Below are 13349 nucleotides of genomic sequence, written 5' to 3'. Positions count from 1 at the left end.
TCATTATAATTTTCTCCATTACGTTAATAGCAGATTGTGCTCACCGTCTGACCATAGGGCAAGTATCATACGGCAGGTAACCGAGTGCACCAAAGCTTCTTGTCCTCTGCATTTCTACCCGGCCTCCAATAAACGTCACCACTCAATTCATTGGGAACTTTGTAGACAATCTTCGTTGTGAGCTTGATGAAGGGATTCAGAGACCTCAATCGGATGCCGTACCCTTCACTCATTACCGATTCCGTAGTGTCAAATTTATAATCCTTGCCGTCCTTCCTGATAAACAGACTTCCCTCAAATGGGAGTCGGCCCTCGTTGTCAGTATTCTTAAAAGTGGCGTTCACCGTGAGATAACGCGCATCAGCATCTGGCTTTACAGCAGTGAAGCGATTGCCAGTATCAATGGACTTACTGAGAGTGCAATCATTTACAGTCACGTCGAAATATCCAACTTGCGCCTGCATGCCAACCCGCTTCTCCTCAAGCCCCTTCAGGTAAGTTGTGACATACATGTTGTAGGCATTGGTCGAAGAGCTTGCCATGGCGCCTACACGACATACACCTACGTTGTAGGCGTCCGTTGAGAGTTTTCGCTCTTTAAGCGCAGCTCTCAATGCGGTGTTAGCCTCATCGAAGTCATGCCCCATCAGCCACCCCATGGATTGCTTGCGGGATAGTTCTTTGAGCTTCATCAAATCAGCGTTGAACTCCTTACCCTTCCGTTGGGCATAGAAGTCTCCTAAAACAGTGTCGTTACCAAGAGCAAACCCGAGGGACTCGGCAGTCATCAATGTTTTCTGGACTGAGAAAAGGAACTCATTTTCTTCTGTAGATAGGCCACTTCCATCAACTAGAACTTTGTCGCAGTCTGGCAGCACCTGCTTATTGGCGTTCTTCTTCGTAGCTGCGATGGATAATCCGGGGACTGCAAGACAGATCATCAGAGTGATCGCGAAGCGACTGGTACGCATTTCAAATCCCTTTGGACGGCCTTAAGTGATGGCCAAAGCGTATCCAGATGGCACGTTGCCAACAACAAATTTCACTTGGATATTGGCTACGGATGACTCGAATACACCCAGAGGGGTGGGCTGGATGATGCTAGCGTGGGCACGACCGCGATAAACCTTAGCCCCCGCCCAGCCCCGGATACTCAACAACGACAACGCAGATCAATCGGCCGTAATGGCGAGATGAAAATGATCAAGGTAAGATTGCCAGCACAGTGCACCACTTAGGTGTACCTAAACGCTGTCACACTTCGAGATTTTTTGAGCGAGAAATCCTTGAGAATTCAAGGACTTACGTAATGGAGGCGGCCCCACCAGCCACACCCCGGCACACGATGTTCCCGCTATGGCTGCTCCCTTCCGGGCCTGACCAGGTTGACGGGTAATCGTTGCGGGGGGACCGATGGGGCCACCACTACGCGGCTCATCAAGCGACGAGCCGCGCCATTGTACCGGTCTTGCGCCAAGTTACAACCTCTGCCTCAAGAAAAAACCAACGTTTCTCAAGGACTTGGCTTCATGCCTCGATGCCGTGGCTGGCGAGGAAGACGACAAAGGCGTCCTCATCCATCACCTGAAGGCCCAGTTCATTGGCCTTGGCCAGCTTGGAACCCGCGCCGGGGCCGGCGACCACGCAGTGGGTCTTGGCCGAGACCGAGCCGGCAACCTTGGCACCCAGCCCTTCCAGCTTGACCTTCGCCACGTCGCGACTCATGCGCTCCAGGGTACCGGTGAGCACCCAGGTCTGGCCGGCCAGCGGCAAGCCTTCGGCGACTTTTTTCTCACTGGCCCAGTGCATGCCGAACTCAGACAATTGCGCCTCGATGGCAAGCGCCTGGGCTACGTTGTCCGGTACGGCGAAAAATTCACACAAGCCCTGCTTGGCCTTTTCGTTAAGGCCTTTCATGACGCTCAGTTCGAGCCAGTCGCGGCTCAGCGCGATCACCTGCTCGAGGCTGCCGGCTTTTTCGGCCAGGTTCCTGGCGCCGGTCGCGGCAATGCCCGGGATGTTCAGTTTTTCGATGAGGCCTGCCAGGGTGGTGCTGGCAGCGAACTCGGCATGCACCTCGCCTTCATCCTGCAAGGCGATGCCGGCGCCGAGCAATTGGTTGATGACCGCCTGGTTGTGGGCGTCGCCAAAGAAACTGTGGATCTCATGGGCCACTTCCAGGCCGATATCCGGCAGGTAGGTCAGCACTTGAGGCAACGCCACCCTCACCCGCGCCAGCGAACCCAGGGAGCGCGCCAGCACCTTGGCGGTTTCTTCGCCGACATCAGGAATACCCAAGGCATAAATGAACCGCGCCAACGCTGGCTGTTTGCTCTGCTCGATGGCCGCCAGCAGGTTCTTGCTGGACAACTCGGCAAAGCCTTCCAGGTCGACGATCTGCTCGAAGGTCAGGCTGTAGAGATCGGCAGGCGAACGGATCAGGCCTTCGTCGACCAGTTGCTCGACGCTTTTCTCACCCAGCCCGTCGATGTCCATGGCTCGGCGCGAGACGTAATGGATGATCGCCTGCTTGACCTGCGCGGCACACGCCAGGCGCCCGACACAGCGGTAGACGGCGCCCTCGCTGACCGTCTCCTTGCCCTTGCTGCGCTTGACCAACTGGGTACGCTCGACGTGCGAACCACACACCGGGCAGGTGTGCGGAATATGAACCGGGCGTGCATCTTCCGGGCGCCGTTCCAGCACCACCTGCATGACCTGAGGAATCACGTCGCCAGCACGGCGGATGATCACCGTGTCACCGATCCGCAAGCCCAGCCGGTCGACTTCGTCCATGTTGTGCAAGGTCGCGTTGGCTACCGTGACCCCGGCGACCTTCACCGGCTTCAGGCGCGCCACTGGCGTCACCGCGCCGGTACGGCCCACCTGAAATTCCACGTCGAGTACTTCGGTCAGCTCTTCCATGGCCGGAAACTTGTGGGCAATCGCCCAACGCGGCTCACGCGCGCGAAAACCCAACTCGCGCTGATAGGCAAGGCTGTTGACCTTGAACACCACGCCGTCGATTTCATAGGGCAGGTCATTGCGGCGACGGCCGATGTCGCGGTAGTAGTCCAGGCATTGCGCTACACCCACGGCCAGTTTCAGTTCGTGGCTGATCGGCAAGCCCCAGGCCTTGAGTTGCTGCAAAATGCCGACATGGGTGTCGGCAATGTCTGCCGAGACCTGCCCCAGGCCATAGCAGCAGAACTCCAGCGGCCGGCTCGCGGTGACTTTCGAGTCGAGCTGACGCAGGCTGCCTGCGGCGGCGTTACGCGGGTTGGCGAAGGTTTTGCCGCCGTTTTCGATCTGGCTGGCGTTCAACCGATCGAAGCCCGCCTTGGACATGAACACTTCACCGCGCACCTCCAAAACGGCCGGCCACCCTGCCCCCTCTAGCTTGAGCGGAATGTTGCGCACGGTACGCACGTTGACACTGATGTCTTCGCCGGTGGTGCCATCGCCACGGGTTGCGCCTTGCACCAGCAGGCCATCGCGATAGAGCAGGCTGACCGCCAGGCCATCGAGCTTCGGCTCGCAGCTGTACTCCACGGCCGCGCCGTCCCCGAACAGGTCGCCCGCTGGCAGCTCCAGCCCTTCGACCACCCGTCGATCAAAGTCACGCAGGTCGCTTTCATCGAAAGCGTTACCCAGGCTCAGCATGGGCACTTCATGGCGCACCTGGCTGAAGGCCGACAGCGCTGCGCCACCAACACGCTGGGTGGGCGAGTCGGCTGTCACCAGTTCGGGGTGTTCTGCTTCCAGGGCCTGCAGTTCGCGGAACAGGCGGTCATACTCGACATCCGGAATGCTCGGGGCATCCTGCTCGTAGTAGCGCCGGTTGTGCTGCTGGAGTTCGGCACGCAGTGCGAGGATTCGGGTTTCGACGGTCATGTTCGTGTTCTCTTGCCATGCAAAAGAGCAACCCTGGCTGCCCAGGCTGCTGACACACCCCCGCTTTTCAGCGGTTTTCTCACGGTAGGAGCAGGCTTGTCTGCGATGCAGGCGCCGCGAATTCACGGGCACCCCATCGATCGCTTCGCAGGCACGCCTGCTCCCACGAAGATCACACAGGGGGGCTGTCAGCAACCTGAGCAGCCGTGGCTGCTCTTTGAGTGTTTAGGGTGCTTGGGATCAACGCTTCTGGGTCAGCGCCCGACGCTCGAACTCGACGATGCGCTGGCGGTAGTGCTCGATGGTCTGCGCGGTCATGACGCTACGCTGGTCATCTTTGAGCTCACCGTTGAGCTCGTGGGCCAGTTTGCGTGCAGCCGCCACCATCACGTCGAATGCCTGCTTCGGATGACGCGGGCCCGGCAGGCCCAGGAAGAAGCTCACTGCACGCGTGCTGAAGTGGTCGATGTCGTCTAGGTCAAATACACCTGGCTTGACTGCGTTGGCCATGGAGAACAGCACTTCGCCGTTACCGGCCATGCTTTCGTGACGGTGGAAAATGTCCATTTCGCCAAAACGCAAACCGCTTTCAAGAATGTTCTGCAGCAGCGCCGGGCCCTTGAAGCCGCCCTCGTCACGGGAAATCACGCTGATCACCAGCACTTCTTCTACCGGTGGCAACTCTTTGCCTGCATTGGCAGCGCCAAAGCCGGTGCTCTTGGTGCGCGTTTCGTCCGGGAAGTCATCGGACGCATCGGCGAACAGGTCCGGCTCACGCGGCTCAGCGGCCAGGTTCAGGTCGCCCTGTTGCGGCTCGCTGTTACGCTTGTTGCGCTTGGAAGACTTCGGCTTGCTCTCACGTTCACGCTCACGCAGCGGCGCACTCATGGATGGCAGGTCCTGCTCATCCAGCTCCGGCTCCTTGTGATTGTCCAGCACACGGGAAGGCCCCAGCACATCAGGGCTGCTCTCCTCGTCAGGCAGGTTGGAGAAACTGCGATCCAGACGGAATTTCAGCTTACCCTTGCCACCACGCATACGACGCCAGCCGTCAAAAAGAATACCGGCGATGACAATAATGCCGATGACGATCAGCCACTCGCGCAGACCGATTTCCATGTAATCCCGTGCCTCTGTAAAAAATGCTGATAAATAAAGGGCTTAAAGCCCTTTAAAACGTGGCGCCAACTCTATGTTCTGACAGGCGTTTTGCCCACGCGTAATAAAAATTGCCATTAAGCTAGCACGACCAAAGATAACTTTACACCGTCTGTCGCAACTGACAGGTCCATTAAGCGCAGGTTCACGCCTTATGACACCCGATCAGGCGTCGACCATTGCCATCGCCTCCTCCACATCAACCGCCACCAGGCGCGAGCAACCGGGCTCGTGCATGGTCACCCCCATCAATTGATCGGCCATTTCCATGGCGATCTTGTTGTGGGTGATATAGATGAATTGCACGGTCTGGCTCATTTCTTTTACCAGCCGGGCATAACGCCCCACGTTGGCATCGTCCAGTGGTGCATCGACTTCGTCGAGCATACAGAACGGTGCCGGGTTCAACTTGAAGATCGCGAACACCAACGCCAGGGCAGTCAACGCCTTCTCCCCACCGGACAACAGGTGGATGGTGCTGTTTTTCTTCCCAGGCGGGCGCGCCATGATCGTCACCCCTGTATCGAGTAAATCTTCGCCCGTCAGTTCCAGGTAAGCGCTGCCGCCACCGAAAACTTTTGGGAAAAGTGCCTGTAAACCGGCATTTATCTGATCAAAGGTATCCTTGAAGCGATTACGGGTTTCCTTGTCGATCTTGCGAATGACGTTTTCCAGCGTCTCCAGCGCCTCGACCAGGTCGTCGTTCTGCGCGTCCAGGTAGCGCTTGCGCTCGGACTGCTGCTGGTACTCATCAATGGCCGCCAGGTTGATAGCGCCCAGGCGCTGGATACGCCCGTCGATACGCTCCAGTTCAAGCGCCGCTTCCTGCTCGCTGGCCTGCTCGGTCAGGGTTTCGAGCACGCCGTGCAGGTCATAGCCATCGGTGTGCAGTTGTTCCTGCAAGGCCTTGCGCTGAACACTCAGCCCTTGCCATTCCATACGGTGCTGCTCAAGCTGGCCGCGCAGCAACTGGGACTGCTGCTCCGCCTGGCTGCGACGTTTCTCGGCCTCGCGCAACTCGCGGTCGGCTTCGTCCATGTGCAGGCGCGCCTGACGCATTTCGTCATCGACGCTCATGCGTTTTTCCAGCAACTCTTCGAGCTTGAGCCGCAGCTCTTCCAGCGGCGCCTCGCCCTCTTCCAGGTTCAGCGTCAACTGCTCACGCTTTTCCGTCAGCCGCTCGGACTGCAACTCGAGGCGCTCCAGCGCCTGACGCGTGGAGTCGTGCTGGGCACGCAGCGAGCCCAAACGCACCGCCAACTGGTGGGCGTGGTCCTTGTGCTGCCGCGCCTCCTGACGCACCCGGTCAAGCCGCTCGCGCAGGTTGTCGCGCTGGGCCAGCAACAGCTCACGCTGCTCGGTGTCCTGGGCCATAAGGTCAAGCGCTTCCTGCAGTTGCAAGCGCGATTCACCGAGGCTTTCGTGCTCGATGGCACGCTGCTCAAGCACCTCGCTCAATTCCTCGTCAAGACGGCGACGGCGCAGCGCCAGCTGCTCGGCACGCGCCTTGCCCGCCGACAACTGCGCCTTGAGCTCGCCCTGCTGGCGCGCTTCGTCCTGTGCCCGGCGACGGATCTGCTCGCGACCGTCCTCCAGGCTGCGCTGTTGCTCGCGCAGCGTGAGCAGTTGCTCGTCCAGAAGCTCCAGTTCGGCCTGCAAGGCTTCGTGCTCAAGGCGCAGTTGCTCAAGCTCCTGCCCTCGGGCGAGCACCCCGCCTTCGGCATCACTGGCACGCGACACCCGCAAGAAGTGCCGCCCGACCCAATAACCGTCACGGCTGACCAGGCTCTGCCCTTCGGCCAGTTGGCCACGCAGCGCCAACGCCGCATCGAGATCTTCCACCGGGCGTACCTGCCCCAGCCACGGGGCCAGGTCGACACGGCCTTGAACCTTGTCGAGCAAACTGCCCGGCAGGCTCGTCGCAGTGCCGCGTACATCGAGCAGGCGCAATGCGCCTTGATCGAAGCTGGCCAGGTCCAGACCGGTGAACGCATCGACCAGCACGGCCTGCAGGTCAGCGCCCAGCACGGTCTCGACCGCCAGTTCCCAGCCCGGCTCGACGCGCAAGCCCTCGGCCAGTCGCGGACGCTGCGCCAGGCCCTGCGCCTGCAACCAGCGAGCGGTGCCGCTGCCAGGGTCCAGCGCGGCCTGCTGCAAGGCTTCCAGCGAGGCCAGACGACCACCCAGGCGCTGCAACTCGCCCTGGGTTTGCTGCTGAGCGCTGCCAACCTGCTGCAACTGCTCGCGCAGCGCCTCAAGCCGCTCGACGGCCTGCTGCTCTTCCAGTTGCAGGTCTTCAAGGAGCAGTTCACTGCTGGCCAATTGCTCGCCCAGCTCCAGTATCGCCGCGTCTTCAGGGTCGGCACTGAGCTGGTCACGCTCCTCGCCCAGTTTGCGCTGACGCTCGGCCAGACGCTCCAGGCTGTGCTCCAGTTGCTGAATGCGCGACTGCTGCACTTCGGCCTGACGGCGCGGCTCGGCCGAACGGGTATTGAAGCTATCCCATTGTTCCTGCCAGCCATGCATGGTGCCTTCGGCTTCTTCCAGCGTCGCGGCAGACTCTTCGGCAGCCGCCAGGGTCATTTCCTGCTCGGGCTCGAGCATTTCCAGCTCTTCAGCCAGGGTTGCCAGCAACGTGCGGTCATGCCCCAGGTGCGACTCGGTTTCCTGACGCGAACGCTCGGCCTCCTTGAGGTCATCCTGCAATTGGCGCAAGCGCTGCTGGCCATGCTGGATGCTTTGCTCGACCCGGGCGATATCACCGCCCACCGAATAGAACCGCCCCTGAACCAGATTGAACCGTTCAGACAGCTCATGGTGACCGTCACGCAGGCGCTCGATGCTGGCATCGGCATTGCGCTGTTCCGCAACCAATGCCTCGAAGGCCACTTCCTGATCGCCGATGATCGCTTCACGCTGGCCCACCTGATCGTTCAGTGCACGCCAGCGCAGTGCCGCCAGCTGCGCCTTGAGCTGGCGTTCCTCGGCCTTGTATTCCTTGTACTTCTCGGCAGCCTGGGCCTGGCGGTGCAAGCGTTCAAGCTGGCGCTCCAGCTCTTCGCGCAGGTCGGTCAGGCGCTCGAGGTTTTCATGGGTGCGGCGAATGCGGTTCTCGGTTTCGCGGCGGCGCTCCTTGTACTTGGAGATACCGGCGGCTTCTTCGATGAAGTTGCGCAGCTCTTCGGGCTTGGCTTCGATCAGCTTGGAAATCATGCCCTGCTCGATGATCGAGTAGCTGCGTGGCCCCAGGCCGGTGCCGAGAAAGATATCGGTAATGTCACGGCGCCGGCATTTGGTGCCATTGAGGAAATAGGTGTTCTGGGCGTCTCGGGTGACCTTGCGGCGAATGGAGATCTCCGCATAGGCGGCGTACTCGCCGACCAAGGTGTTGTCGCTGTTGTCGAAGACCAGTTCGATACTCGCCTGGCTGACCGGCTTGCGGCTGGTCGAACCATTGAAGATGACATCGGTCATCGACTCGCCGCGCAGGTTCTTGGCCGAGCTTTCGCCCATCACCCAACGCACCGCGTCGATGATGTTGGACTTGCCACAGCCATTGGGCCCGACAACGGCCGCCATGTTACTGGGGAAGTTGACGGTGGTCGGGTCGACGAAGGACTTGAACCCGGCCAGGCGAATGCACTTGAGGCGCATGCTCAGGCAGGTACCAGCGCCGTCAGCACAAGGTCGCAACTGCGCTGACAATACTCGACCAGCACACTGCGGATGCGCGGCAGGTCACGTGCGACCACGGCCTCGAGCAATTGCGCGAACAGCACCAGGAAGTCATCCATTTCGGCCTTGCGCTGATCCAGCGCCAGGTAATACGTGCGACTCATGGCCGGCTGCAGGTTTTCGACGGTTTCCTGCAGGTAAGGGTTGTTGGCAAACGGATAGGCCGCGCGCATTACCGCGAAGCTGTCTTCAACGAATGCCTTGATGTCCTTGCGCTCGCAGGCAGCGCGCAAACGCTGCTGAATGACCAGAAACGGAGCAAGCTCGGTGTCGCTGCGCAGGTGCGTGGCAACGGCATTGCCCAACAGGATGTACAGCTCGCTCATCAGCGTGCAGAGGCTGCGTACATTGTGCTCGTTTAGCTCGGTAACGTGCGCGCCGCGACGCGGCAGGATCGTGACCAGATGCCGGCGTTCGAGAATCAGCAGCGCCTCACGCACGGAGCCGCGGCTGACATTCAGCGCCTGGGTGACCTTCAGCTCCTGGATACGCTCGGCGGGTTTGAGCTCGCCGCGAATGATCCGTTCGGCCAGGTAATGGGCAATTTGCTCGGAGAGGCTGTCCGGCGCCTTGAACGTCATGGTTTTCCTTCAAACTCTTTGAACGGTGCACAAGGGCGGGATTGTAGCGCACTTGCCCCCCACTCGCGCAGGGCCTCTCGGCCCGTTCTATGCTTAAAAAGTCAGGTGTAGAGCGTACCAAGCGCCATTTCGATCATTTTCCTGACCCGCAAGTCAGAAAGATGTTGACCGAAAAGTCAGGCCTGCTTAGAGTCAGCACAACCCCGCTCAACAACAATAATTCGCTTGTGAGGCCTTCCGTGATCCAGTTTCTCTTTAATCAGGAGCTGCGCAGTGAGCACGCCCTGGACCCCAATCTGACAGTGCTTGAATACCTGCGTGAACACCTGGGCAAACCCGGCACCAAGGAAGGCTGCGCCAGCGGCGACTGCGGCGCTTGCACTGTCGTGGTCGCTGAGCGCCATACGGATCAGGACGGCCTCGAACGCCTGCGCTATCGCAGCCTGAATGCGTGCCTGACCTTTGTGTCGGCGCTGCATGGCAAACAACTGATCAGTGTTGAAGGGCTCAAACACCAAGGGCAGTTGCACAGCGTTCAACAGGCAATGGTCGACTGCCACGGCTCACAATGCGGCTTCTGCACGCCCGGCGTGGTGATGTCGCTGTTCGCCCTGCAGAAGAACAGCGACGCCCCGGACCTGCACAAGGCCCAGGAGGCGCTGGCAGGCAACCTCTGCCGCTGCACCGGTTACCGGCCGATTCTGGCAGCCGCCGAACAGGCCTGCTGCCAGCCGCCAGCCGACCCGTTCGATGCCGCCGAGGCGCAAACCATCGCCCGGCTCAAGGCGATTGCGCCCAAAGAAACCGGCGAGCTCAACAGCGGCGATAAACGCTGCCTGGTTCCACTGACCGTGGCCGACCTGGCCGAGCTCTATGGCTCGCACCCGGAAGCGCGCCTGCTGGCCGGTGGTACCGACCTGGCACTTGAGGTGACGCAGTTCCACAAGACCCTGCCAGTGATGATCTACGTCGGTAACGTCGCCGAGATGAAGCGCATCGAGCACGTCGACGCGCATATCGAGATTGGTGCCGCCACGCCATTGACCGACTGCTATGACGCACTGAGCGCCGAGTACCCCGACTTTGGCGAGCTGCTGCACCGCTTCGCCTCGCTGCAAATCCGTAACCAGGGCACCTTGGGCGGCAATATTGGCAACGCATCACCGATTGGCGACGCCCCACCCCTGCTGATCGCCCTGGGCGCCCAGATCGTCCTGCGCAAAGGCGACAGCCAGCGCACCCTGGCCCTGGAAGACTACTTCATCGATTACCGCATCACCGCCCGCCAGGAGAGCGAGTTCATCGAGAAGATCATCGTGCCGAAGGCTTCACCCGGCTGGGCGTTCCGCGCCTACAAGCTGTCCAAACGCCTGGACGACGATATCTCGGCGGTCTGCGCGGCAATCAACCTGCGCATCGAAGGCGGCGTCATCCACGAGGCACGCATCGCCTTCGGCGGCATGGCGGCCATCCCGAAACGCGCCCAGGCCTGTGAAACGCTGCTGACAGGCAAGCCCTGGAGCCAGGCACTGATTGAACAGGCCTGCCAGGCCTTGAGCGAAGACTTCACACCGCTGTCGGATTTTCGCGCGAGCAAGGAGTACCGCTTGCTCAGTGCGCAGAACCTGCTGCGCAAATACTTCATCGAACTGCAAACACCGCACATCGAGACTCGGGTGACCGCTTATGTCTAACCATCCTCACGTCGCCAAGAGCCAGGCAGAGCTGGCCGACCTGTTCAGCCAGGACATGACCAGCGGTGTAGGCCGCAGCGTCAAGCACGACAGCGCCGACAAGCATGTGTCCGGCGAAGCGGTGTATATCGATGACCGCCTGGAGTTCCCGAATCAGTTGCACGTGTATGCCCGGTTGTCCGACCGTGCCCATGCGCGCATTGTCAGTATCGACACCGCGCCCTGCTACGCCTTCGAGGGCGTGCGCATTGCCATTACTCACGAAGACATACCGGGCTTGAAAGACATCGGCCCGCTGCTGCCGGGCGACCCCTTGCTGGCCATCGACACCGTGCAGTTCGTCGGCCAGCCGGTGGTGGCTGTGGCCGCACGCGACCTCGACACCGCGCGCCGCGCCGCGCTGGCAGCGATCATCACCTACGAAGACCTGGAGCCGGTGCTCGATGTGGTCGACGCGCTGCGCAAAAAGCACTTTGTCCTCGACAGCCACACCCACCGGCGCGGGGACTCGGCCAGCGCATTGCGCGATGCACCCCATCGCTTGCAGGGCACCCTGCATATCGGCGGCCAGGAGCATTTCTACCTGGAAACCCAGATCTCTTCGGTGATGCCCACCGAAGACGGCGGCATGATCGTCTACTGCTCGACCCAGAACCCCACCGAGGTGCAGAAACTGGTCGCCGAAGTGCTCGATGTACCGATGAACAAGGTGGTGGTCGACATGCGCCGGATGGGCGGTGGCTTTGGCGGCAAGGAAACCCAGGCGGCGAGCCCGGCCTGCCTTTGCGCGGTGATCGCGCACCTGACCGGCCAGCCGACCAAGATGCGCCTGCCTCGCATGGAAGACATGGTCATGACCGGCAAGCGTCACCCCTTCTACGTCGAATACGATGTCGGTTTCGATGACCGCGGACGCCTGCAGGGCATCAATTTCGAACTGGCCGGTAACTGCGGCTGCTCGCCCGACCTGTCGGCGTCCATCGTCGACCGCGCCATGTTCCACGCCGACAACGCCTATTACCTGGGCGACGCCACGGTCAACGGCCACCGCTGCAAGACTAACACCGCCTCAAACACCGCCTACCGGGGCTTCGGCGGCCCACAGGGGATGGTCGCCATCGAGGAAGTGATGGACCGTATTGCCCGCCATCTGGTGCTCGACCCGCTGGCGGTGCGCAAGGCCAACTATTACGGCAAGACCGAGCGCAACGTCACCCATTACCACCAGACCGTCGAGCACAACATGCTCGAAGAAATCACCGCAGAGCTGGAAGCCAGCAGCGACTACGCCGAGCGCCGCGAGTCGATTCGCCGCTACAACGCCAACAGCCCGATACTGAAGAAAGGCCTGGCCCTGACACCGGTAAAATTCGGTATTTCCTTTACCGCCAGCTTCCTTAACCAGGCCGGTGCGCTGATACACCTCTATACCGACGGCAGCATCCACCTGAACCACGGCGGCACCGAGATGGGCCAGGGCCTCAACACCAAGGTTGCCCAAGTGGTGGCCGAAGTATTCCAGGTCGATATCTCGCGTATCCAGATCACCGCGACCAACACCGACAAGGTGCCCAACACTTCGCCGACTGCGGCGTCCAGCGGCGCCGACCTGAACGGCAAGGCTGCGCAGAACGCGGCTGAAACCCTGAAGCAACGCCTGGTCGAATTTGCCGCGCGGCAGTACAAGGTCAGCGCGGAAGACGTCGTGTTTCACAATGGCCATGTGCGTGTGCGCGATGAGATCCTGTCCTTTGACACCTTGGTGCAGCAGGCCTACTTCGCTCAGGTTTCACTGTCGAGCACCGGCTTCTACAAGACCCCGAAAATCTACTACGACCGCAGCCAGGCCCGTGGCCGCCCCTTTTACTACTACGCCTTTGGCGCGGCCTGCGCCGAGGTGATCGTCGACACCCTGACCGGCGAGTACAAGGTACTGCGCACCGACATCCTGCATGACGTCGGCGCGTCACTGAACCCGGCCATCGACATCGGTCAGGTGGAAGGCGGTTTCGTCCAGGGCATGGGCTGGCTGACCACCGAAGAGCTGGTGTGGAACGCCAAGGGCAAACTGATGACCAGCGGCCCGGCCAGCTACAAGATTCCGGCCGTGGCCGACATGCCGATCGACCTGCGGGTGCGCCTGGTCGAGAACCGCAAGAACCCGGAGGACACGGTGTTCCACTCCAAGGCCGTAGGCGAGCCGCCGTTCATGCTCGGTATCGCCGTCTGGTGTGCCATCAAGGATGCCGTGGCCAGCCTGGCCGATTACCGTGAGCAACCGCTGATC

The 13349-nt window shown here is 60.7% G+C and carries 7 protein-coding genes and 1 other RNA gene; 2 read left to right on the top strand and 6 right to left on the bottom strand.

The window, feature by feature from the left end; translation table 11 throughout:
* Window positions 1–65: 65 nt before the first annotated feature.
* From ACZ9H3_RS00040 to ACZ9H3_RS00015, 6 genes are all read right to left on the bottom strand, one after another.
* Window positions 66–971 (bottom strand): DUF4352 domain-containing protein, encoded by a 906-nt coding sequence (locus tag ACZ9H3_RS00040; RefSeq protein ID WP_476218881.1) that lies wholly within the window; start codon window positions 969–971, stop codon window positions 66–68.
* Window positions 972–1319: 348 nt separating this feature from the next.
* Window positions 1320–1416, bottom strand: an RNA gene (ffs, locus tag ACZ9H3_RS00035) — signal recognition particle sRNA small type.
* A 111-nt stretch (window positions 1417–1527) separates the two neighbouring features.
* On the bottom strand, window positions 1528–3894 hold the full coding sequence (gene ligA, locus ACZ9H3_RS00030; protein WP_476218879.1) for an NAD-dependent DNA ligase LigA: 2367 nt from the start codon (window positions 3892–3894) through the stop codon (window positions 1528–1530).
* A gap of 240 nt (window positions 3895–4134) precedes the next feature.
* Complete coding sequence (zipA, locus tag ACZ9H3_RS00025; protein WP_454241080.1) at window positions 4135–5013, bottom strand: cell division protein ZipA; 879 nt, start codon at window positions 5011–5013, stop codon at window positions 4135–4137.
* Between the two features lie 204 nt (window positions 5014–5217).
* The gene (gene smc, locus ACZ9H3_RS00020; RefSeq protein ID WP_476218876.1) at window positions 5218–8706 is read right to left on the bottom strand and encodes a chromosome segregation protein SMC; all 3489 of its coding nucleotides are present in this window, start codon (window positions 8704–8706) and stop codon (window positions 5218–5220) included.
* Between the two features lie 2 nt (window positions 8707–8708).
* Complete coding sequence (locus ACZ9H3_RS00015) at window positions 8709–9368, bottom strand: GntR family transcriptional regulator (protein ID WP_065760382.1); 660 nt, start codon at window positions 9366–9368, stop codon at window positions 8709–8711.
* 239 nt (window positions 9369–9607) lie between these two features.
* On the opposite strand from ACZ9H3_RS00015, the gene xdhA reads away from it, so the two are divergent.
* Together xdhA and xdhB are read left to right on the top strand one after the other, a co-directional pair.
* Entirely contained in the window at window positions 9608–11062 is a 1455-nt protein-coding gene (xdhA, locus tag ACZ9H3_RS00010; protein WP_476218873.1) for a xanthine dehydrogenase small subunit, read from the top strand.
* A partial coding sequence (gene xdhB / locus ACZ9H3_RS00005; protein WP_476218871.1) for a xanthine dehydrogenase molybdopterin binding subunit occupies window positions 11055–13349 on the top strand: 2295 nt, incomplete at its 3' end. The genes xdhA and xdhB, both read left to right, overlap by 8 nt.

This window comes from Pseudomonas sp. TE3910 (genome assembly GCF_056279025.1).
Note: the sequence above shows the minus strand (reverse complement) of the source record. Positions and strands in the feature narration are given on the sequence as shown.